Below are 19,128 nucleotides of genomic sequence, written 5' to 3' on the forward strand. Positions count from 1 at the left end.
GTGAGCGCGATGTTTCGGCAGGTCAATTCGGGCGTTGAAAAACAACGCCTTGCACAACGAAAACCTCTCCGAAAGTAGCATAGACACAGGTTGCTGCTCGTGTTTCCTTTGAAAACGGATTGATTTTGTCGATTTTCAACGGGGAAATAATCATGCGTGAATTGACTGCGGAAGAAATTGAATTTGTGTCAGGTGGCGGCGGCAATCTTGACAGCGATCATGGCATCTCCAAGGGGCAGTTATCGGGTGGATCCAAGAAATCGGGAGGCAGCAGCAAGAGCAGTTCGTCGCATAGTTCCGTTTCAAAGACGACGGCCAAATCAAGCGGATATTCCGGTACGCTGGTGGGGGTCACACGCGGCGTTGACGGCGTCAAGCTCGGAACGGATTGCCATTACAGCACGCCGGTGGGGAGTTTTACCGTATCAAGCAGTGGCTGGAACGACTGCGACAAGACGCATCCGGCTCCGCGCAGCGGGGGATTTGGCAGATAAGTGAAATGCGGCCTTTCTGACCTTTTGGGCATGATATCGTTTCACGCGGTTCAATTACGGGAATCGAAGCGGTGGTTTCCCGCGCCAGCTGATTGCGCGTGAGCGCGCGATTGATTATGTCTCCCGGACCAGTCGTCGCGTGCCGGCATCTGGGCTGGTTATGAGATTGTGTAGGGAGGCAAGATGCCAAACCGTCGTGATACGCTCCTGATGTCCGCTGCCGCCGCCCTTTCCATGGCCATCCCGGCGATGGCTGCCGGCGAGGCTGTTCCTGCGCCTGTCGGCAGTGTTGATGTGGCCAAACTCATGCAGCAGGGGCCGCTTGAGGACATGGTCCTTGGCAATGCCGATGCGCCCGTGACCATCGTTGAATACGCGTCCATGGCCTGCTCGCATTGCGCGGATTTCACCGCACAGACGCTGCCCGTCATCAAACAGCAATACATCAGCACCGGCAAGGCGAAGCTCATCTTTCGCGAATTGCCGCTGGAGCCGCGCTCCACGGGCATTTTCATGCTGGCGCGCTGCGTGACCAAGGAGCGCTATTACCCCTTCATCGAAACGCTGTTCGGGCATCAGCGGCAGTGGATCGAGACCAAGGATATCATGGGCTATCTGCAGCAGACGTCCAGGCTGGCGGGGCTGTCGGAGCAGGAATTCAAATCCTGCCTGGCCGACCAGGCGCTCCTCAACAAGGTGAACGCCGTCCGGGAACGCGCACTGAAGGAGTTCGGCGTCACCGGCACGCCGACATTTTTCGTCAATGGCAGGAAATATGTCGGCGCGCTTTCGGTGGCCCAGATGTCGGCGATCATCGATAGCGCGTTGCAAGCCGCGCGGTAGGGCGCGCGGGGGATCGCCTCTGCTGACACAAGATCAATTGGCGACGGCGATACGGCCCAGCTTCTCCGGGTTGCGCACGATGTAGATCGCCTTGATCTTTCCGTCCTCGATTTCGAGGGCGGTGGTCTGGAGCAGACCGTCGGCTTCGCGGGTGATATAGCCGGGAAGGCCGTCGATCAGTCCCTGACGCAACAGTGGCGGTTTGTGGTATTCCGCCCGGCGCGCAATACCGGCAAAGAAACGCGACACCTTGTCCTGTGTATAGACGGGATTGATCGCCGAAGGACGAATACCGCCGCCGTCGGTGTAGAGCGTGACATCGTCGGCGAGCAGCGCCTGCAGGGCCTGCATGTCGCCGCTGCGCGAGGCATTGAAGAAGGCCGTTGCAATATCCTTGCCATGGGCATCGGACACGGGAAAACGCGGTTTTGCCTGCTGCACATGGGCGCGGGCGCGGCTGGCAAGCTGGCGGCAGGTTGCCGGATCGCGGCCGATGGCTTCCGATACCTGATTGAAATCCTGGCCGAACACATCATGCAGCAGGAAGGCCGCGCGTTCGAGCGGCGACAGCCGTTCCAGCGCCATCATCAGGGTGAGGGTGATATCGCTGTCGGTTTCCTCCTCGCTGGGGTCGAAGATCGGCTCGGGCAGCCAGCTTCCCACATAGGTCTCCCGCCGCACGCGCGCCGATTTCAGGTGATCGAGGCAAAGCCGCGATATGGTGCGCACCAGGAAGGCTTCCGCGCTGCGCACCTGCGACCGGTCGGCCTCGTGCCAGCGGATGAAACCTTCCTGCACGACGTCTTCCGCCTCCGCGACTGAACCGAGCATGCGATAGGCAATGCGGATCAGCCGGGGCCGGAGGCGGTTGAATGTTTCCGTCGCGTCAGGCTGCACGGGCTTTGTCTACCGGATGGACGGAGCGGAAGCCGATGGAAATCCGGTTCCAGGCGTTGATGGTCACGATCAGCATGGTCAGTTTGACGATCTCCTCTTCGGTGAACTGCGTCTTGAGGGGCTCAAAGTCGCGGTCGTCCGCATGGGTTTGCGCAACCAGTGTCAGTGCCTCGGTCCAACCGAGCGCGGCGCGCTCACGGTCGCTATAAAGCGGCGATTCCCGCCAGGCATCAAGCAGCACCAGGCGCTGCACCGTCTCGCCATGCTTGATCGCATCCTTCGAATGCATGTCGAGGCAGTAGGCGCAGCCATTGATCTGCGAGGCGCGCATCTTGACCAGTTCGATCAGGCTGTGTTCGAGGCCGCTTTTGACAACGGCGTCCTCCATGTCAAGCATTGGCTTCATGATGGCGTAGCTATAGGGAATCAATCGGGCTTTCATCAGTCATCTCCTTGTGCGGCATTGCGTTGCCTGCACACAAGACGAGATGGAAAGGCCGGATGTGACATGTCCCGTAAATTTTTCGGATTATTTTTCAGCCGAGCGGAAAAGCCTGCGGCACAAGGATGCGGTGGGCGGTTTCCCGTGCGGCGGCATCGTCTTTGACAAAGGCAAAGGGAACGCCGAACGCATGGCCGAACGCCTGGGAGGCGAGCTTGATCGGCTTTGCCACCGGCCCCTTGTTCTCGATGACGATGGCGCCGGCACACCAGCGTGCCAGCTGGTCGCGAAAGCGTTTGAGCACCTGCGAGCGTTGCTTGCGCTGCTCGTGCGGCTCCTCCTGATGATCGTCGGGCGAATGATCGGCGATCATGACGAAGCGTTCGCCGCGGGCAAACAGCGCCCTGATCTGCGCTTCCGGGCTTTCGCTGCTGTCCTGGTCGGCACGCAAATAGACAAGCGGAAATTCCTTGAGATCAATGAGCATCGTTGTCTCCTACAGGTGCATGGCGACGAATTCCCTGAGTTTGGGATCGCGGATAGATAAGAAGTCAAACAGACCCAATGCAACCAGTGCGGGCAGCGCATCTAGAATGTCCTGTTCGGTCAGCTCACGCTCCTCGGCGGTTGCGCCGGGTTTCAGCCAGAGCCGTGCGTTGATGAGGAAGGCGCCGACCGTCCCCTTGCGCACGGCGACGTCGTTGACCTCCACCTGGTTGATATTGTCGGGCAAAATGTCCTGGGCACGCATCGTCGTCTCCTTGGCAAAAATCATGCGAGCAAACTAGCCACGACACGTTGGCGCTGCTATCGTATCTATGCCAATGAATACGGTGTTGAGGCCAAAATGAGCTATTTCATCACCCCGGAACAAGCCATGTCGTCCGAAGGCCCGATCATCATTGCGGGCAAGCAGGAGAGGAGTGCTCCACGGTGCGTTGCCGTCCACGCCCATGCGCGCGGCCAGCTGCTGGGGGCGAGCACCGGCCTGTTGACGATTGGAACGGAAGCGGGGCAATGGGTCGTTCCCGCCATCCACGCGGTGTGGATACCGCCGCATCACAAGCATTCGCTGCAGTCGCATGGGGCCTATTTCGGCTGGAGCGTCTACGTGGCGGAGCCGGAATGCGCGATGCTCCCCGTCATTCCCTGCACCCTGCGCAGTTCCGGACTGCTGCGCGAGGCGGTCAGTCGGGCGGCTGGCTGGAAGGGCGAGGTGCTTGATCAGGGACAGGAGCGGATTGCGCGCGTCATTCTCGATGAGATCGCCAGCCTGCCGCATGAGGATCTCGGGCTGCCGATGCCGGCGGATGCGCGGCTGGTGCGCATCGCCCATGCCTTTACCGGCAATCTGCTCGACGAGCGAAAGGCCGAGGATTGGGCCGACTGGGCGGGTATTCCCGCCCGGACGATGACGCGCAAATTCGTGGTTGAAACGGGTTTCACCTTTACCGAATGGCGCCAGCGCGCCCGGCTGATGCGGGCACTGGAATTGCTGGCAGCGGGGCAGGCGGTCACCACAGTCGCGCTTGATGTCGGTTACAACAATATCAGCGCATTCATTGCCATGTTCCGGCGCGTGTTCGGGGTCACGCCCACGCGCTATTTCGCCAATGGTCCGGTTTAGTCGCCGTTGACGAAGAAGCGCCAGCGGCCCTTCGGCGTAATGCCGAGGCGGTAGAACACATAGGTGCCGAACTGCTTCATCTCGTCATAGTCCCCGGCGGTGACGATCTGGAACAGTTCCACGCGCTGCTTGGCATCGAGCTTGTCGAGCGGGTAGGCGAAGAAATACGGCCAGACGTAGAGCTCATCAGGGGTTCCGGCATCCAGATGGACATAGCCTGAATTGAGGATATCGATGGCGATGGCGAGGATTTCCTGTCCATCCGTGTCGCCGGCAAGGCTCTTCAGATAGGCAATCGGGTCGCCGTCCGTATCGGCGAGCGACAGCATCGTCATGTCGTCGCCCGAGCCGATCAGCGGCCGCAGGGATTCCAGCGAACCGGTCTTGGCGGCGGCAATGATAAGCTCACGCATCTTCTGCACCGGGAAGGGCAGCTTGGTGACATCATATTCCACGTGCGGCGGCGGGGAGCCTTCCGGCACGTTCGGCAGGGCCGGATTGCTGCGCGGCGTACCAGCCGCATCGTTTTCCTTGGCAGCGGGTGCCTCGGGCGCCTTCTTTTCCTGCGCTGCGGCAGGGGCGGCGGGCTTTTCCGGTGTTGTCGTGGCGGGTTTGGTTTCGGAAGCGGCTGGAGGGGCCGTCGGGGCAGTGCCCGCCGGTGCCTTCTCCTCGGGCTTTGCCGGAGCCGTTTCAGTGGCCTTCGGCAGCTCTTCCTTCTTGATCTCGCTGAGCGCCAGCTGCACGGGCTTGTCCAGTCCGGCGGCATAGGCAGGAACAGCGCAGGCGCAAAGGACTGCCGCTAGAAAACCTGTTCTGGCGATCACGGAAGCGGAAGCGAGCTTGTCGAGCATGCAGGATCACCCGGTCGTTGAATTATTGCAGGACGCGATTCGAAGAGAATTCACCCGCAGAAATACGTTCGCGCAGCACTTCGAGCAAGGCCAGCGCGGACACTTCGCCGTTATCCCGGATCAATTCGGTCAGCGCGGTCGCAAATGCAGCTTCGGCCATGATCTCGGGCTCGATACCTTCAAGAGTGCCATCTGCCCAGACTTCATTCTGATATTCGATCGCAACCAGCTTTTTTTCTTCTGCAACCAACTTATCAAGGTCCGCCGATGTCATGTTCATGATTATACCATCCTTGGCCGAAGCCAATTCTTAAACTGCCGCTAAACAATACCATACGTTTTGCTTAAAATGCGGTCCTTTGGCTTCAACAGTTAAAGCCTGGTTAATTTCCATAGCCCGATATGATCTCCGAAGAAAGCCTTTCTCCTTCGGTCTGGTAGCGGTCAATCGCCGCAATCGCCTGGCTCGTGCACGCCGTATAGGTCTCGGTAAACGTCCGGTAGCCGCGGTTGAAACTGGCCACCAGCCGTGCCCGGCGGGCAGGGTCCGGATTCTCCGCCGCCAGCAGCGAATCCATCCGGTCGCGCCACTGGCTGCTTTTTTCGCCGCAGATGTTGCGCAGCGAATGAATGGAGCCGAGAATTTCCGCCAGCCGGATCAGCTTTGTTTCATACAATGGGTCCACCGCGTGGGCGGGACCCGCGCTGACGATCGCCAACAGAAATGCTGATATCAATGCTCTGCGGCGCACGTACGAACCCTATGGCGGTGGAATCCCCTGTAGACGGTTGTGGCTGGAAAGCAAGGCGTCTTCAAGGCGCAATGCGGCAATACCCTCAACTTTTGAAGCCTTGCGCCAGGGCGTGGGCCATGTCGAGCACGCTGGCGGTGACATCAAAGCTGGCCATTTCCTCGACTTTCAGCCAGTGGACCGCCGCCGCGTCGTCGGCGGCAATGGCCTCGCCCTCAGGATCGTGCGCCAGGAAAACCGCGAGGCGATAGGGCCGGGGGGCGGGAAATTCCGGGGTCGAATAATCGAAGACAACCGTGTCGAGATAGGACACCTCCGTCGCGCGGATGCCGGTTTCTTCGAACAGTTCGCGGATGGCGGCGCTATCAGGCGCTTCTCCGTCTTCACGCCGCCCGCCGGGGAAGGCCAGCCAGCCCTTGGCGGGTTCGCGCCCGCGCTCCACCAGGAGGAAAGCCTCGTTGCGGATACAGACGGCTGAAACGCCGTCAACATCGGGGGAAAGCGGAATCTGTGCCATATGTCAGGGGTATGTCGCGGTGGGAGCTTTGACAAGAGCGTGGTTCGACATCTTGCAAACTCCACCTTGACCCGGCATCGAAAAACCGGATGATCGCCGTTCCAATTCAAATAGGCTCTCATTGCATGTGCGGACGTTTTGCCCTCCTCGGAACCCCGGAAGAGATTGAAGCCCTGATGGGGCTGATGGATGTCGAGGCCTTTCCGGCCCGCTATAACATCGCGCCGACACAGCCGGTGCTGATGATCGTCTCGGGCGAAACGCCGCCGCCCGGCAGCAACCGCCCCGACCGGCGGGCTTTGCTGGTCCGCTGGGGGTTCATTCCCGGCTGGGTCAAGGACACCGCCAATTATCCGCTGATGATCAATGCCCGCTCGGAAACCGCCATCGACAAGGCATCCTTCAAGACCGCCATGCGGCATCGCCGCGCGCTCATCCCCGCGTCGGGCTTTTACGAATGGCGCCGCGACGGCAAGAACAAGTCGCAGGCGTTCTGGATTCGTCCCAAGCATGGCGGCGTCATCGCCTTTGCCGGCCTTTATGAGCCATGGGCCAATGCGGAAGGCTCGGAAATGGACACGGGCGCCATCCTGACCACCAGCGCCAATGAAACGCTGCGCCCCATCCATGACCGCATGCCCGTCGTCATCGAACCCAAGGATTTCAGCCGCTGGCTCGACTGCAAGACCCAGGAGCCGCGCCATGTCGCCGATCTGCTGAAACCGGCCCAGCCGGACTTTTTCGAGGCGATACCGGTATCCGACAAGGTCAACAAGGTTGCCAATATGGGCCCGGACATTCAGGAGCGGGTGGCCGAAGGGGCTTTTGAGGTCAAAAAACCGCTCCGGCAGAAGCCGCCGGAGTCCGACGATCAGATGAAGCTGTTCTGACAGTCCATCCAAGCCTCTCCTTCAGATTTCAGGATTTTCCCATGTTTTCCGCCGCTCTGTCCGGTTTCCTTCTCGGTGCCTCGTTGATCATCGCCATCGGCGCGCAGAATGCCTTCATTCTGCGCCAGGGGCTTTTGCAGAAGCATGTTTTCATCCTGTCCCTGATCTGCGCCCTGTCCGATGCGCTGCTGATCACCGCCGGTGTTGCCGGTCTCGGCACGCTGATTGCCCAGTCCCCCAAGCTGATCTCGATGGTCACGCTTGGCGGTGCGGCGTTCCTGTTCTGGTATGCATCGGTGGCGTTTCGCCGGGCGCTCAAGCCGGAGGCCATGCAGGCGGCGCGCTCGGGCGGGGGCTCGCTGAAGGCGGCCATTGCCACGGTTCTGGCGCTGACCTTCCTCAATCCGCATGTCTATCTGGATACGGTGGTTCTGCTGGGCGGCCTGTCGGCGCGTTTTGAAGGCGCCAACCGCGCGGCCTATGGCGCCGGAGCTGCGGTCGCCTCGTTCGTCTGGTTCTTCGGTCTCGGCTATGGCGCGAGACTGCTGCAGCCGGTTTTTGCCAAGCCGGCCGCATGGCGTGTCCTGGACGTCCTGATCGGCCTTGTCATGGCCGGGATCGCCCTCAGTCTGTTAGTCCGTTTCCTGCACGGTTGAAACGGTCAGCAGCGGCCGCTGGCGCGGCTTGGTCAAAACGGCGGCCTGAACGGCGGCCGGGCCAATCGCACGGTATTGTGCGGCCAGATGATCGGCGAAAACGGTGTCGCGGGCTTTGGCCGCTACGGAAGTGTTGGTCATGTGTCCGGTCCTGTGTCGCGGGGACAATTCCCCTCTGTTCTGGGGTGCAGGAATCCCGGTCAATTCCGCCGGAAAAAAGGCACATTCCGGGAGGATTTTGGGCTTTCCGGTTAATTTCGATTAACCAGTTCAAACCCGATAAATTTGCCACACCCGGCGGCTGGCAAGTTGCGCTTGACCTTGCGCCCCGGCTCAATCATAAATGCAATCATGAAAACGTCGTCCGTAACGATTATTACCTGTCGGATTATCATCAGCTAGCGCTTCGCTGGCCCCGGCCGTTTTCGTCTCAAAATTCGCTCCAAAGATGTGAAACGCACCGGTCGCCAGACCAGCGCCGTGATATGCGTTTTTACCGTTGCAACCCGAATTTGAGATCAAAGACATGCCGCAGACCCTGAGCCTCTACAACACGCTCACCCGCACGAAGGAAGACTTTGTGCCGATCGATCCGAAAAACGTGCGCATGTATGTCTGCGGTCCGACCGTCTACGACTATGCCCATATCGGCAACGCCCGCCCGGTGATCGTCTTCGACGTCCTGTTCCGGCTGCTGCGTCATCTCCATGGCGAGGCGCAGGTGACCTATGTGCGCAACATCACCGACGTGGATGACAAGATCAACGCCCGTGCGGCGCGCGACTATACCGGCTTGCCGCTTAACGAGGCGATCCGGATCGTCACCGACAAGACCAATGCGCAGTTTCAGGCGGATGTGACGGCGCTCGGCAATCTCGAGCCGTCGGACCAGCCGCGCGCCACAGATTACATCAAGGAAATGGTGGCGATGATCGACCGGCTGGTCGAGCAGGGCGTCGCCTATGTCGCCGACGGCCATGTGCTGTTTTCCCCTTCGGCGATGAATGCCCGCAAGGGCCCGCGCTATGGCCTGCTCGCCCGCCGTTCCGCCGATGACATGCTCGCCGGTGCCCGCGTTGACGTGGCGTCCTACAAGCGCGACGAGATGGATTTTGTCCTGTGGAAGCCGTCCAAGACGGATGAACCCGGCTGGCCGTCGCCCGCGGGCATCGAAAGGCTTGGCCGTCCCGGCTGGCACATCGAGTGCTCCGCCATGGCGATGGCCAAGCTGCTCGAGCCCTTCGGCGGCGGTCTTACCTGCGACGATCCGATGAAGAACATTTTCGATATCCATGCCGGCGGCATCGATCTGGTGTTCCCGCACCATGAGAACGAGATCGCCCAGTCGTGCTGCGCGCTGGGGACCGAGCGCATGGCCAATATCTGGATGCACAACGGTTTTCTGCAGGTCGAAGGCCAGAAGATGGCCAAGAGCGCCGGCAACTTCTTCACCATCAACGAGCTGTTGCAGACGACAACCTTCGGCGATCGCAAATGGCCGGGCGCAGTGCTGCGCCTCGCCATGCTGATGACCAACTACCGCGAGCCGATCGACTTCACCGTCAGCCGGCTCGAGGAAGCGGAGAACATCCTGGTCAAGGCGCGCGAATATGTCGGCGATGCGCCTGTTGGCACGATCCCGGACGATGCGATCACCATCCTGTCGGACGATCTGGCGACACCGAGCCTGATCAACTGGCTGGCATCGATCCGCAAATCCGGTTCGGTCAGCCCGGCGGATTACCACGCGGCATTTGCCCTGCTGGGCGTGGATGTGGCGGGTCAAACCGCCGCCAGCCTGTCCGACGCCTTCAAGGCGGAACTCGATGCCAAAATCAGCGAGCGGTTGTCGCTACTTGCCGCAAAAAGCTTCGCTGAGGCAGACCGCATCCGCAATGAGCTTCTGGAGCAGGGCATCCAGCTGAAGGACGGCAAGGACCCGCAGACCGGTGAGCGCGTGACAACCTGGGAGGTGAAACGGTGAGTCTTGATAACAGGCCTGTCTATAGCGGCGGCTGTCAGTGCGGCGCGGTGCGGTTCCGCGTTGAAGGTGCGCTGACCGATACCTCCATCTGTCATTGCCGCATGTGCCAGAAGGCTTTCGGCAATTTTTATGCGCCGCTGGTTTCCACCAGGACGGCGCACCTGGAGTGGACGCGCGGCGCGCCAAAGCGCTTCCGCTCGTCCAATCACGTCCAGCGCGGCTTCTGCGCCGCTTGCGGCACGCCCCTGACCTACGAGGCGCCCGACGGCGTCGCGCTGGCCATCGGCGCCTTCGATCATCCGGAGGAACTGGCGCCGCTCGTGCAATGGGGCATCGAAGACAAGCTGCCCTATGTCGATGAACTCAGTCGGTTGCCTGGCCACAGGTCCGATGGCGATCCTGAATCAATCGAGTTTTTAAAGACAATGGTTTCCAACCAGCATCCCGATCATGATACGGATGCATGGCCGTTGGGAGTGGCGGGCAAGTGACAAAAGAACGCGTTTATCTCTTCGACACGACGTTGCGCGACGGGCAGCAGACGCCGGGCATCGATTTTTCGGTCGAAGACAAGAAAGTCATTGCCGATATGCTCGATGAGTTCGGCCTCGACTATGTCGAGGGCGGCTATCCCGGCGCCAATCCGACCGACACGGCCTTTTTTGCGGAAAAGCGCACCAAACGGGCAAAGTTTGCCGCTTTCGGCATGACCAAGCGCGCCGGTGTCTCCGTGTCCAATGATCCGGGGCTGGCGGCGCTGATCGGCTCTTCGGCCGATGTCGTCTGTTTTGTCGGCAAGAGCTGGGACTACCATGTCCGTGTCGCGCTCGGCTGTACCAACGAGGAGAACCTCGAATCCATCGATGCCTCCGTCCGGGCGGCGGTCGAGGCGGGCAAGGAAGCCATCGTCGATTGCGAGCATTTCTTCGACGGCTACAAGGCCAATCCGGACTATGCCATGGCCTGCGCCAGGACCGCCTATGAGGCCGGGGCACGCTGGGTGGTGCTGTGCGACACCAATGGCGGCACGCAGCCCGGTGAAGTCAGCGCGATCGTCCGCGCCGTCACCAAAGCCATCCCCGGCGATCACCTCGGCATCCATGCCCACAACGACACGGAGCAGGCGGTTGCCAATTCGCTCGCGGCCGTCGATGCGGGCGTGCGTCATATCCAGGGCACGCTCAACGGCATCGGCGAGCGCTGCGGCAATGCCAATCTGATCACCATCATCCCGACACTGGCGCTCAAGCCCGCCTGGTCGGACCGCTTCGAAACCGGCATCAGCGCCGAAAAGCTCAAGGGCCTGTCGCGCCTGTCGCGCAGTTTCGATGAGCTGCTTAACCGTGCGCCCAATGCGCAAGGCGCCTTTGTCGGCGCGTCGGCCTTTGCCACCAAGGCGGGCATTCACGCCTCGGCACTGATCAAGGAACCGGCGACCTACGAACACATACCGCCGGAGACTGTCGGTAACCGCCGCAAGGTCATGGTGTCCGATCAGGGCGGAAAATCCAACTTTATCAATGAGCTGGAGCGGCGCGGCATTCCCGTTGCAAAAAACGATCCGCGCCTCGATACGCTGATCGCACTGGTCAAGGAGCATGAGGCTGAGGGTTATGCCTATGAGGGCGCCGATGCCAGTTTCGAGCTGCTTGCCCGCCGCACGCTCGGTACGGTGCCGGAATTCTTCAAGGTCGAATCCTTCCGCTGCATGGTCGAACGCCGCTTCGATGCCAATGGCAATATCAAGACCGTTTCCGAAGCCGTGGTCCGCGTCGAGGTTGATGGCGAGCAGCGCATGTCCGTGGCGGAAGGGCATGGCCCGGTCAATGCGCTCGATCTGGCCTTGCGCAAGGACATGGGGCGCTACCAGCACGAGATCGACGACCTGGTGCTGGCGGATTTCAAGGTGCGTATCCTCAATGGCGGCACGGAAGCCATCACCCGGGTTCTGGTCGAATCGACAGATTCCAGCAATGTGCGCTGGTGGACGGTGGGCGTTTCCGACAATATCATCGATGCCTCGTTTCAGGCGCTGATGGACTCAATCGTCTACAAATTGATGAAAAATCGCGATCTCGCTGGCAAAATCGCTGCCGAGTGAGCCGATTTTCTCGATTTTTGGATGAAATTGATCCCAAATCATCAAGGGCGTTGATGGGATGATCAGCCGAATTCGATAGACGTTTCCGGCCTGTAGTCGTAGAGCATCGCCGCATGAGTGAACAGATCAATCAAAGCGGCCTTGGGGCTGGGACAATCGCAGCAGAAGCAGGGCCGGGAATGTCCGACGGCAGGAAAGGCTTTATCTTTGCGCTTTCCGCCTATCTGCTGTGGGGCATCCTGCCGTTCTATCTGAAAGCCGTGGCTTACATGCCGGCGCTGGAGGTGGTGGCACACCGCATCGTCTGGTCGGTTCCCATTGCCGGTGCCGTGCTGTGGTGGCTGGGCCGTTTCGACGATCTGAGAACCGCGCTGACAACGCCGCGCATGCTGGCCATGGCCACCTTGACGGCGACGCTGATCACCATCAACTGGGGCACCTATGTCTGGGCCATCGGTGCCGGGCACGCCATCGACACGGCGCTCGGCTATTACATCAATCCGCTGGTGAACGTGGTGCTCGGCAGTATTTTCCTGTCGGAAAAGCTGACGCGCCCGCAGATGGTGGCGGTCGGCCTTGCGGCCTGCGCGGTCGTGCTCCTGACCATTTCATCCGGCGGCCTGCCGTGGATATCGCTGGTTCTCGCCTTCAGCTTCGGTTTCTACGGCTTCTTCCGCAAGACTTTGCCCATCGGCCCGACGCAAGGCTTCATGCTGGAAGTGCTGATCCTGTCCATTCCCTCGCTTGGCTTCATTGCCTGGACCGTGGCGCAGGGCACGAGCCATTTCGTCAATGGCGGCAGCCATGATATCGGCCTTCTCCTGTTTGCCGGTCCGGCCACGGCCATTCCGCTCATTCTCTACGCTTTTGGCGCAAAACTCCTGCGTTATACCACCATCGGCCTGATGCAGTATCTCGCGCCGACCATCGTGTTCCTGTGCGCCATCTTCGTGTTCAAGGAGCCGTTCTCCAACAGCCAGTTCATTGCCTTCGCGCTGATCTGGGCGGCGCTGGCGATCTACACCTGGTCGATGCTGCATGAATCGCGCAAGGCGAAGCTTTCCTAACGCCCTGATCCGCCGATCCTGCGGACGATCAGGTAGACCATGGCTGAAATGATCACGGCGAGCAGCGCCACCACCCAGAAGCCATGCGCGCTGTTGGCGAAGGGCAGGCCCGGCGTGTTCATGCCGAACAGCCCGGTAATGACGTTGCTCGGCAACAGCACGGCGGTCATGACGGAGAGCACGTAGAGAAAACGGTTGGACTGATCGGTCATCTTGGCCAGCAGTTCATCCTGCAGCAGCCTTGCGCGCTGCTGCAGCTGTTCGCCTTCCGCATGCAGCGTTGCCGCGCGGATCGACAGGCCTTCGATCAGATCGTCCAGATCTTCCGGCAGGGCGCGGCGGTCCGCATGGTCGATATGGCGGAACAGGCTGGTCGCAGCCGTGAGATAGCGGTGAAACACCACGATCTGGCGGCGCACCGGCACCAGCCGCTCGCGCTCGCCCTGCCATTTTTCGCTGACGATGTGGTCCTCGATGGAATCGAGCGTTTCCGAAAGCCGGTTGATCTCGGCCTTGAGCAGGTCGAGAAAGCGCCGGAAAATCGCGTTGAACAGCGCTATCGGAGAGGCGGGCTTGGTCTTGCCGCGGATGATCGACTGACGCACGTCATCCACCGATTGCAGCGGGTGCCTGCGGCCACTGATGAACAGGTTCCTGTCGAAGGCAAAGCGGAAATAGCCGAGCTCGCGCGGGTCGCCGTAGTGCTCGTGCTGCAGATCCGGCAGTTCACCGAACAGCCAGCCGTCTTCGAAGCTGATCTGGCATTGATCGCCGGAGGAGAGAAAGGCCTCGCGCACGCTGTCCGGCAGGCTCTTGTCCGCTTCGAGGCTGCGCCGGGCACGCGCATCGGCCAGCGCATAACTCTTCCAGGTCCATGCCTTGTCCGTTGCGGCGGCGGGTTCGGACAGCAAGGCGCCGTCGCTGCCGAAGCGGTAGGATATGACGAAGTCGTCCTGGGGGAGAAGCTTGGCGTCGGGGGCGGGATCTAAGCTCAGCGTTTGAACCATGAAATCCCGCTCCTTCCGGCTACAGCCGTTCGATGATCGCTTCGTCGCCGTCCCGGTCGCCTCTTGCGGCTGCTTTGAGGATCGCCGGAACGATATCTTCCGGGCGTTCTACCACAAGCGGATTGACCAAATGTGACGTATGCACGAAGCCTTCCGCCTTCATGTGATCGATGAGGGCAAGCATCGGATTCCAGAACCCGTTGATGTTGGCAAACACCATCGGCTTGCGGTGGCGCCCGAGCTGCGCCCAGGTCATGATCTCGACGATCTCCTCTACCGTGCCGATGCCGCCGGGCAGGGTGACGAAGGCGTCGGAGCGCTCGAACATCTTGTGCTTGCGCTCGTGCATGTCCTCGGTGACAACCAGTTCCGACAGCTGGCCGAGCGCATGCTCGGTGGCTTCCTTGTTCATCAGGAACTTTGGAATGATGCCGGTGACTTTGCCGCCCGCCGACATGACACCGTCGGCCACGGCGCCCATGATGCCCTTCGTGCCGCCGCCATACACCAGCTCAAGCCCGTTTTCGGCAATGGATTTGCCCAGCATCCTGCCGCTCTGTTTGTAAATCGGATCGCGGCCCGGAGACGAGCCGCAGTAAACGCAGATGGATTGAATCTTGCTCATTTGAAAAGTGGTGCCTTCTGTGCGGTGAAACGTCAAGCCGCTGCGGATGCGACAAAAGCCTCGAATTGCGAATCTGGTAGAATAATCACAAAGAATGAGGCTGAATCTAAACGGTTTTCTTGTGGCGAGCCGGAAAAGGCGCTAGAGCAAAAAGAACAAAAGGGTTGGGGATCGATGGTCAAGAACAAGTTTGCACTATTGGGGTTTGGCGTTGTTGTCGCCGTGGGGCTGGCTGCTGCCTATCTGGGGTTCGTTCCGGGTAAGCCGACTTCCAATGCGCCGGCCGTAACGGCGAGCGGAAACGCACCTGCGCCAGCCGCGCAAACGCCCGCTGCAAAACCGGCCGAACAGCCGCAAGCTGCAGCTCCGGCTGCGCCTTCCGCCGACACCACGGCACCGGCTGCCGCGCCAGCCGCAGGCACGGTGACGCCGCAGGTTGAAGCAGCCGAGGGCAAGCCGGGTGCTCCAACCTTCGATGTGCTGCGCGTGGACCCCAAGGGAACGATCGTTCTGGCGGGTAAGGCTGCCAACAATGCCAAGGTGGACCTTCTGGCGCGCGGCGATATTCTTGGAACCACCAAGGCGTCGCCCAATGGCGACTTCGTCATCGTCCTCGATGATCCCCTGAAGCCCGGCGATTACCAGCTGGTCCTGCGCTCGACGGCACCCGATGGCAGCGCCATGACATCGCTGGAAACCGCCATCGTCTCCATCCCAGAAACCAAATCGGGGCAGGTCCTGGCGCTTGTCGAACAATCCGGCCAGCCGAGCCGGCTGATCACCGTGCCGGAAGCTCCGGCAGGTCAGGCGGCTTCCAACCAGCCGGCGGCAGCAGCGGCTCCCACCGGCGACAAGCCTGCCAAGCAGCCCGCCGCCAAGGCCCGCATCGTTGTCGAAGCAGTGGAGATCGAAGGCAGCAAACTGTTCATCGCCGGCATTGCCGATGCCGGCTACACGGTCAAGGTCTATGCCAATGACAATCTCATCGGCTCGACCAAGACGGGCGCCGATGGCCACTTTCTCGTGCAGACAACCCGCGACCTGCCCGTGGGCGACTACATCATCCGTGCGGACATGGTGGAAAAAGACGGCGTGACCGTCATTGCCCGCGCCGCCGTGCCGTTCAAGCGCGAGGCGGGCCAGCGCGTGTCGGCCGTCGCGCCATCCGCAACGCCCGCACCGGCGGCAACGCCGCAGGCTTCGACCGAAGCAGCCCCGGCTGCCGGCAGTGAACAGGCGTCGGGCACCGATACGGCCAAGCCGCTTCGCAATGTCGATGGTTCGGTCATCATCCGGCGCGGCGACAATCTGTGGACGATTTCGCGCCGGACCTACGGTGCGGGTATGCGCTATACGACGATCTATCTGGCCAACAAGGAGCAGATCCAGAACCCGAACAGGATTTTCCCCGGACAGGTCTTTTCATTGCCGGAAAAGGACAAGCCGGCGCCGCAATAGCGTAAGGACGGACGGGTGGCATTCGCGATCAAAGCCGAGATTCGCGATCCGCAGGCGGAAATGTTCGCATTCACCGCGCAGAAGACCATGTATGGCGGCAAGCATATCGCAGCCGGTGACACGGTCTTTCTCTTCGCCAGCGAGAACGGGGGCGGGCAGGGACTTGTCGCGCGCGGTGTCGTCATCTCAGCCGAAGCCGTCGCCAGGACGAGCGGCGTCATCAGGCAAACGCCGCGTGTCAGCGTTGTGATCCGGCGCAATGCCCTTGCCGTGCGGCCGCTGGGCAGGCGGGACCTCAAGCATCTGACCGACTGGAAAGATGGTGAGCCCGGTACGGAACTCAACTTCAAGTTCTACCGCCAGGCAACCGACAAGATCGTTGGAATTTCGGATCGCACGGCGGCATTTCTCGACGGCTTTTTCTGATGCTTGAGCGTCGTATATGCTCCAAAACCGCACCCGCATGGCATGGATGACCTGCTTTAACCCTTGCATTGGAAAATTATATCGTCTATCGCCGATGAACGATGAAATGCAGCAACCGATTTCAACAGGCGATGTCAGATGCGGAAACGGCGCGGATTCTCACTGCGCTTGCCCATCCCGCGCGCCTGCGCATAGTCCGGCAGCTGGCCGGGCTGAACGCCTCCTGCTGCAAGGATATTGTCGCAACGCTTGATCTGGCGCAGTCGACCGTATCGCAGCATCTGAAAATACTGGTCGATGCCGGTCTGGTGAATTACCGCCAGTCCGGCCAGAGTTCCCATTACAGCATCAATCCGGACGCCTTTGCCGATGTCGCCGCCCTTGTCGGCGATATGGCCAATCTCTGCTGTCCGCCCGATACCATTGTGCCGGCAGCGCGGGTAGCCGCTGCGGCCATCAAGGAATAGCCGTGGCTGAAAAAACTGTCTCCGCCGAGTCTGGCAAAACGCTGCAGACCATCCGCAATCTTTGGACCTATATGTGGCCGGATGAACGTCCCGACCTGAAGATGCGGGTCGTCTGGGCCTCGTTCTACCTGCTGATTTCCAAGGTCATCCTCATTCTGGTGCCCTATTTCTTCAAATGGGCAACCAATGCCTTGAACGGCAAGTTCGTGCCGTCCGATCTCTTGCCGCTCATTCTCGTCGGCCCGTTGATGCTGGTGGCCGCCTACAATGCCGCGCGCATCATTCAGGCGGGGTTGAACCAGCTGCGCGATGCGCTGTTTGCCAGTGTCGGGCAATATGCCGTGCGCAAGCTTGCCTACCGGACATTCGTGCACATGCACAACCTGTCTCTGCGCTTCCATGTCGAGCGGCGCACCGGCGGCCTGTCGCGCATCATCGAGCGCGGCACCAAGGGCATTGAAACCATCGTCCGCTTCACCATCCTCAACACCGCGCCGACGATCATCGAATTCCTGCTGACCGCCGTGATTTTCGCGTTTGCCTATGGTCTGTCCTATCTCGCCGTGGTCGTGGCGACGGTCTGGCTCTACACCTGGTTCACCATCCGTGCCAGCGACTGGCGGATCAGCATCCGCCGCGACATGAACGATTCCGACACGGACGCCAACACCAAGGCCATCGACTCGCTCCTGAACTTCGAGACGGTCAAATATTTCGGCAACGAACAGATGGAGGCCAGCCGCTTCGATGCGGCCATGGCGCGCTACGAGATTTCCGCGACCCGCATCTGGACGTCGCTCGGCTGGCTGAATTTCGGCCAGTCGGTGATTTTCGGCATCGGCATGGCTGTCATGATGATCATGTCGGGCAGGGAGGTGCTGGCCGGCACGCAGACCCTCGGCGATTTCGTCTTCATCAATGCCATGCTCATGCAGCTTTCCATTCCGCTCAATTTCATCGGCTTCATCTACCGCGAAGTGCGGCAGGGCCTGACCGATATCGAACAGATGTTCGATCTTCTCGATGTCGAGCAGGAGGTGACCGACAAGCCCGGTGCCAAGCCGTTGGTGATCGAGCGCGGCGCCGTGCGCTTTGACAATGTGAAGTTCGCCTACGATCCCCAGCGCCCGATCCTCAAGGGGGTCAGCTTCGACGTTCCCGCCGGCAAGACCGTCGCCATTGTCGGCCCGTCCGGCGCCGGCAAATCCACCCTGTCGCGCCTGCTTTACCGCTTCTACGATATCCAGGGCGGTTCGATCAGCATTGACGGCCAGGATATCCGCGATGTCACGCAGGAAAGCCTGCGCGCGGTGATCGGCATGGTGCCGCAGGATACGGTGCTGTTCAACGATACCATCGCCTACAACGTTCGCTATGGCCGCATCACGGCGACGGAAGAGGAAGTGCGCAACGCGGCGGAACTCGCCCAGATCGGCAGTTTCATCCAGAGCCTGCCGGAAGGCTACAACGCCATGGTCGGCGAGCGCGGCCTGAAACTCTCCGGCGGCGAAAAGCAGCGCGTTGCCATTGCCCGCACCATTTTGAAGGCGCCGCCGATCCTGATCCTCGACGAGGCCACTTCGGCGCTCGACAGCGCGACCGAACATGAAATCCAGGCATCGCTCGATCTGGTCAGCCGCGACCGCACCACGCTGGTGATCGCCCACCGCCTGTCGACGATCATCGGGGCCGACGAGATCATCGTGCTCAAGGATGGCGTGATTGCCGAACGCGGCAGGCACGCGGCGCTTTTGGCCGAAAACGGCCTCTATGCCTCCATGTGGAACCGCCAGCGCGAGGCAACCGAGGCCGAAGAACGCCTGCGCAAGGTGCGCGAGGAAGACGATCTGGGTGTCGTCGTTCGCGGCAAGCCGGCGCTCGATGTCGCCGTCGAGCCGTGAAAAGTCGCAGCCGGAAAAAATTGAATGCGGAAGAATTCTGCTGATGACCGGTGCAAGCCGGGTTGAAAGGTTTGCCCCCGCTGCCAATCTCCGATAAGTAACGCGAAATTCCGGCGCGGCGTG

At 60.7% G+C, this 19,128-nt stretch carries 24 protein-coding genes; 13 read left to right on the forward strand and 11 right to left on the reverse strand.

Annotated features, from left to right (window positions below):
- Nucleotides 1–152 precede the first annotated feature (152 nt).
- Both ACIQWS_RS05525 and ACIQWS_RS05530 read left to right on the forward strand, forming a co-directional pair.
- The gene (locus tag ACIQWS_RS05525; RefSeq protein ID WP_346306871.1) at nt 153–494 is read left to right on the forward strand and encodes a hypothetical protein; all 342 of its coding nucleotides are present in this window, start codon (nt 153–155) and stop codon (nt 492–494) included.
- Nucleotides 495–677: 183 nt separating this feature from the next.
- Nucleotides 678–1,337, forward strand: coding sequence for a DsbA family protein (locus tag ACIQWS_RS05530; protein ID WP_403171694.1), 660 nt, complete (start codon nt 678–680; stop codon nt 1,335–1,337).
- 33 nt (nt 1,338–1,370) lie between these two features.
- Here the strand turns inward: ACIQWS_RS05530 and ACIQWS_RS05535 are convergent, their stop codons facing one another.
- The 4 genes from ACIQWS_RS05535 to ACIQWS_RS05550 all read right to left on the reverse strand — a co-directional run bounded on the left by ACIQWS_RS05535 (nt 1,371) and on the right by ACIQWS_RS05550 (nt 3,427).
- Nucleotides 1,371–2,168 (reverse strand): sigma-70 family RNA polymerase sigma factor, encoded by a 798-nt coding sequence (locus tag ACIQWS_RS05535; protein ID WP_403177514.1) that lies wholly within the window; start codon nt 2,166–2,168, stop codon nt 1,371–1,373.
- Nucleotides 2,169–2,223: 55 nt separating this feature from the next.
- Nucleotides 2,224–2,676: a carboxymuconolactone decarboxylase family protein gene (locus tag ACIQWS_RS05540; RefSeq protein ID WP_403171708.1), complete on the reverse strand. Its 453-nt coding sequence runs from the start codon at nt 2,674–2,676 to the stop codon at nt 2,224–2,226.
- A gap of 94 nt (nt 2,677–2,770) precedes the next feature.
- Nucleotides 2,771–3,163, reverse strand: a complete 393-nt coding sequence (locus tag ACIQWS_RS05545) for a hypothetical protein (RefSeq protein WP_346308178.1) — start codon at nt 3,161–3,163, stop codon at nt 2,771–2,773.
- Nucleotides 3,164–3,172: 9 nt separating this feature from the next.
- The gene (locus ACIQWS_RS05550; RefSeq protein ID WP_346308177.1) at nt 3,173–3,427 is read right to left on the reverse strand and encodes a hypothetical protein; all 255 of its coding nucleotides are present in this window, start codon (nt 3,425–3,427) and stop codon (nt 3,173–3,175) included.
- Between the two features lie 96 nt (nt 3,428–3,523).
- On the opposite strand from ACIQWS_RS05550, the gene ACIQWS_RS05555 reads away from it, so the two are divergent.
- Nucleotides 3,524–4,303 carry an AraC family transcriptional regulator gene (locus ACIQWS_RS05555; protein WP_403171736.1) on the forward strand — a complete coding sequence of 260 codons (780 nt, stop codon included), beginning with the start codon at nt 3,524–3,526 and terminating at the stop codon, nt 4,301–4,303.
- On the opposite strand, the gene ACIQWS_RS05560 is transcribed toward ACIQWS_RS05555, so the two are convergent.
- The 4 genes from ACIQWS_RS05560 to ACIQWS_RS05575 all read right to left on the reverse strand — a co-directional run bounded on the left by ACIQWS_RS05560 (nt 4,300) and on the right by ACIQWS_RS05575 (nt 6,423).
- Nucleotides 4,300–5,154 (reverse strand): hypothetical protein, encoded by an 855-nt coding sequence (locus ACIQWS_RS05560; RefSeq protein WP_346308175.1) that lies wholly within the window; start codon nt 5,152–5,154, stop codon nt 4,300–4,302. The genes ACIQWS_RS05555 and ACIQWS_RS05560 overlap by 4 nt on opposite strands.
- Nucleotides 5,155–5,176: 22 nt before the next feature.
- Nucleotides 5,177–5,434 carry a hypothetical protein gene (locus ACIQWS_RS05565; protein WP_105736147.1) on the reverse strand — a complete coding sequence of 86 codons (258 nt, stop codon included), beginning with the start codon at nt 5,432–5,434 and terminating at the stop codon, nt 5,177–5,179.
- Nucleotides 5,435–5,537: 103 nt separating this feature from the next.
- The gene (locus tag ACIQWS_RS05570) at nt 5,538–5,906 is read right to left on the reverse strand and encodes a TIGR02301 family protein (protein ID WP_403171754.1); all 369 of its coding nucleotides are present in this window, start codon (nt 5,904–5,906) and stop codon (nt 5,538–5,540) included.
- Nucleotides 5,907–5,991: 85 nt separating this feature from the next.
- A complete protein-coding gene (locus ACIQWS_RS05575) occupies nt 5,992–6,423 on the reverse strand; it encodes an NUDIX hydrolase (protein ID WP_403171762.1) in 432 nt (143 codons plus the stop codon).
- A gap of 125 nt (nt 6,424–6,548) precedes the next feature.
- Here ACIQWS_RS05575 and ACIQWS_RS05580 point away from each other — a divergent pair, with 125 nt between their 5' ends.
- Both ACIQWS_RS05580 and ACIQWS_RS05585 read left to right on the forward strand, forming a co-directional pair.
- Nucleotides 6,549–7,313 (forward strand): SOS response-associated peptidase, encoded by a 765-nt coding sequence (locus tag ACIQWS_RS05580; protein WP_403171776.1) that lies wholly within the window; start codon nt 6,549–6,551, stop codon nt 7,311–7,313.
- Between the two features lie 41 nt (nt 7,314–7,354).
- On the forward strand, nt 7,355–7,969 hold the full coding sequence (locus ACIQWS_RS05585) for a LysE/ArgO family amino acid transporter (RefSeq protein ID WP_403171791.1): 615 nt from the start codon (nt 7,355–7,357) through the stop codon (nt 7,967–7,969).
- Here the strand turns inward: ACIQWS_RS05585 and ACIQWS_RS05590 are convergent.
- The gene (locus ACIQWS_RS05590; protein WP_158531317.1) at nt 7,946–8,110 is read right to left on the reverse strand and encodes a hypothetical protein; all 165 of its coding nucleotides are present in this window, start codon (nt 8,108–8,110) and stop codon (nt 7,946–7,948) included. The two genes, ACIQWS_RS05585 and ACIQWS_RS05590, sit on opposite strands and share 24 nt — an antisense overlap.
- A 385-nt stretch (nt 8,111–8,495) precedes the next feature.
- On the opposite strand from ACIQWS_RS05590, the gene cysS reads away from it, so the two are divergent.
- From cysS to rarD, 4 genes are all read left to right on the forward strand, one after another.
- On the forward strand, nt 8,496–9,953 hold the full coding sequence (gene cysS / locus ACIQWS_RS05595; RefSeq protein ID WP_403171804.1) for a cysteine--tRNA ligase: 1,458 nt from the start codon (nt 8,496–8,498) through the stop codon (nt 9,951–9,953).
- Entirely contained in the window at nt 9,950–10,444 is a 495-nt protein-coding gene (locus ACIQWS_RS05600; protein ID WP_403171816.1) for a GFA family protein, read from the forward strand. The genes cysS and ACIQWS_RS05600 overlap by 4 nt, the downstream gene beginning before the upstream one ends.
- On the forward strand, nt 10,417–12,054 hold the full coding sequence (gene cimA, locus ACIQWS_RS05605; RefSeq protein ID WP_346307971.1) for a citramalate synthase: 1,638 nt from the start codon (nt 10,417–10,419) through the stop codon (nt 12,052–12,054). The genes ACIQWS_RS05600 and cimA overlap by 28 nt, the downstream gene beginning before the upstream one ends.
- A gap of 113 nt (nt 12,055–12,167) precedes the next feature.
- Nucleotides 12,168–13,121 carry an EamA family transporter RarD gene (gene rarD, locus ACIQWS_RS05610; protein WP_403171853.1) on the forward strand — a complete coding sequence of 318 codons (954 nt, stop codon included), beginning with the start codon at nt 12,168–12,170 and terminating at the stop codon, nt 13,119–13,121.
- Here rarD and ACIQWS_RS05615 read toward each other — a convergent pair.
- Both ACIQWS_RS05615 and ACIQWS_RS05620 read right to left on the reverse strand, forming a co-directional pair.
- Nucleotides 13,118–14,128, reverse strand: coding sequence for a CorA family divalent cation transporter (locus ACIQWS_RS05615; protein WP_346307972.1), 1,011 nt, complete (start codon nt 14,126–14,128; stop codon nt 13,118–13,120). The genes rarD and ACIQWS_RS05615 overlap by 4 nt on opposite strands.
- Nucleotides 14,129–14,147: 19 nt before the next feature.
- A complete protein-coding gene (locus ACIQWS_RS05620) occupies nt 14,148–14,753 on the reverse strand; it encodes a TIGR00730 family Rossman fold protein (protein WP_223611260.1) in 606 nt (201 codons plus the stop codon).
- A gap of 174 nt (nt 14,754–14,927) precedes the next feature.
- On the opposite strand from ACIQWS_RS05620, the gene ACIQWS_RS05625 reads away from it, so the two are divergent.
- The 4 genes from ACIQWS_RS05625 (at nt 14,928) to ACIQWS_RS05640 (ending at nt 19,005) form a co-directional block, all read left to right on the forward strand.
- Nucleotides 14,928–16,211, forward strand: a complete 1,284-nt coding sequence (locus ACIQWS_RS05625; protein WP_403171945.1) for a LysM peptidoglycan-binding domain-containing protein — start codon at nt 14,928–14,930, stop codon at nt 16,209–16,211.
- A gap of 15 nt (nt 16,212–16,226) precedes the next feature.
- The gene (locus tag ACIQWS_RS05630; RefSeq protein WP_403171959.1) at nt 16,227–16,637 is read left to right on the forward strand and encodes a hypothetical protein; all 411 of its coding nucleotides are present in this window, start codon (nt 16,227–16,229) and stop codon (nt 16,635–16,637) included.
- Between the two features lie 131 nt (nt 16,638–16,768).
- Nucleotides 16,769–17,104: a helix-turn-helix transcriptional regulator gene (locus ACIQWS_RS05635; RefSeq protein WP_223611257.1), complete on the forward strand. Its 336-nt coding sequence runs from the start codon at nt 16,769–16,771 to the stop codon at nt 17,102–17,104.
- A gap of 2 nt (nt 17,105–17,106) precedes the next feature.
- Nucleotides 17,107–19,005, forward strand: a complete 1,899-nt coding sequence (locus ACIQWS_RS05640) for an ABCB family ABC transporter ATP-binding protein/permease (RefSeq protein ID WP_403171982.1) — start codon at nt 17,107–17,109, stop codon at nt 19,003–19,005.
- Nucleotides 19,006–19,128 lie beyond the last annotated feature (123 nt).

It is taken from the genome of Phyllobacterium sp. NPDC097923 (assembly GCF_044760925.1).
Taxonomy (GTDB): domain Bacteria; phylum Pseudomonadota; class Alphaproteobacteria; order Rhizobiales; family Rhizobiaceae; genus Phyllobacterium; species Phyllobacterium calauticae.

Excerpts from the sequence above, each read along its gene's own strand:
- ACIQWS_RS05540 (WP_403171708.1), bottom strand. The coding sequence starts at position 2,676 with ATGAAAGCCCGATTGATTCCCTATAGCTACGCCATCATGAAGCCAATG.
- ACIQWS_RS05545 (WP_346308178.1), bottom strand. The coding sequence starts at position 3,163 with ATGCTCATTGATCTCAAGGAATTTCCGCTTGTCTATTTGCGTGCCGAC.
- ACIQWS_RS05635 (WP_223611257.1), top strand. The coding sequence starts at position 16,769 with ATGTCAGATGCGGAAACGGCGCGGATTCTCACTGCGCTTGCCCATCCC.
- ACIQWS_RS05525 (WP_346306871.1), top strand. The coding sequence starts at position 153 with ATGCGTGAATTGACTGCGGAAGAAATTGAATTTGTGTCAGGTGGCGGC.
- ACIQWS_RS05585 (WP_403171791.1), top strand. The coding sequence starts at position 7,355 with ATGTTTTCCGCCGCTCTGTCCGGTTTCCTTCTCGGTGCCTCGTTGATC.
- cimA (WP_346307971.1), top strand. The coding sequence starts at position 10,417 with ATGGCCGTTGGGAGTGGCGGGCAAGTGACAAAAGAACGCGTTTATCTC.
- ACIQWS_RS05615 (WP_346307972.1), bottom strand. The coding sequence starts at position 14,128 with ATGGTTCAAACGCTGAGCTTAGATCCCGCCCCCGACGCCAAGCTTCTC.
- ACIQWS_RS05535 (WP_403177514.1), bottom strand. The coding sequence starts at position 2,168 with ATGCTCGGTTCAGTCGCGGAGGCGGAAGACGTCGTGCAGGAAGGTTTC.
- ACIQWS_RS05530 (WP_403171694.1), top strand. The coding sequence starts at position 678 with ATGCCAAACCGTCGTGATACGCTCCTGATGTCCGCTGCCGCCGCCCTT.
- ACIQWS_RS05620 (WP_223611260.1), bottom strand. The coding sequence starts at position 14,753 with ATGAGCAAGATTCAATCCATCTGCGTTTACTGCGGCTCGTCTCCGGGC.
- ACIQWS_RS05565 (WP_105736147.1), bottom strand. The coding sequence starts at position 5,434 with ATGAACATGACATCGGCGGACCTTGATAAGTTGGTTGCAGAAGAAAAA.
- cysS (WP_403171804.1), top strand. The coding sequence starts at position 8,496 with ATGCCGCAGACCCTGAGCCTCTACAACACGCTCACCCGCACGAAGGAA.
- ACIQWS_RS05575 (WP_403171762.1), bottom strand. The coding sequence starts at position 6,423 with ATGGCACAGATTCCGCTTTCCCCCGATGTTGACGGCGTTTCAGCCGTC.
- ACIQWS_RS05550 (WP_346308177.1), bottom strand. The coding sequence starts at position 3,427 with ATGCGTGCCCAGGACATTTTGCCCGACAATATCAACCAGGTGGAGGTC.
- ACIQWS_RS05555 (WP_403171736.1), top strand. The coding sequence starts at position 3,524 with ATGAGCTATTTCATCACCCCGGAACAAGCCATGTCGTCCGAAGGCCCG.
- ACIQWS_RS05590 (WP_158531317.1), bottom strand. The coding sequence starts at position 8,110 with ATGACCAACACTTCCGTAGCGGCCAAAGCCCGCGACACCGTTTTCGCC.
- ACIQWS_RS05560 (WP_346308175.1), bottom strand. The coding sequence starts at position 5,154 with ATGCTCGACAAGCTCGCTTCCGCTTCCGTGATCGCCAGAACAGGTTTT.
- ACIQWS_RS05625 (WP_403171945.1), top strand. The coding sequence starts at position 14,928 with ATGGTCAAGAACAAGTTTGCACTATTGGGGTTTGGCGTTGTTGTCGCC.
- rarD (WP_403171853.1), top strand. The coding sequence starts at position 12,168 with ATGAGTGAACAGATCAATCAAAGCGGCCTTGGGGCTGGGACAATCGCA.
- ACIQWS_RS05580 (WP_403171776.1), top strand. The coding sequence starts at position 6,549 with ATGTGCGGACGTTTTGCCCTCCTCGGAACCCCGGAAGAGATTGAAGCC.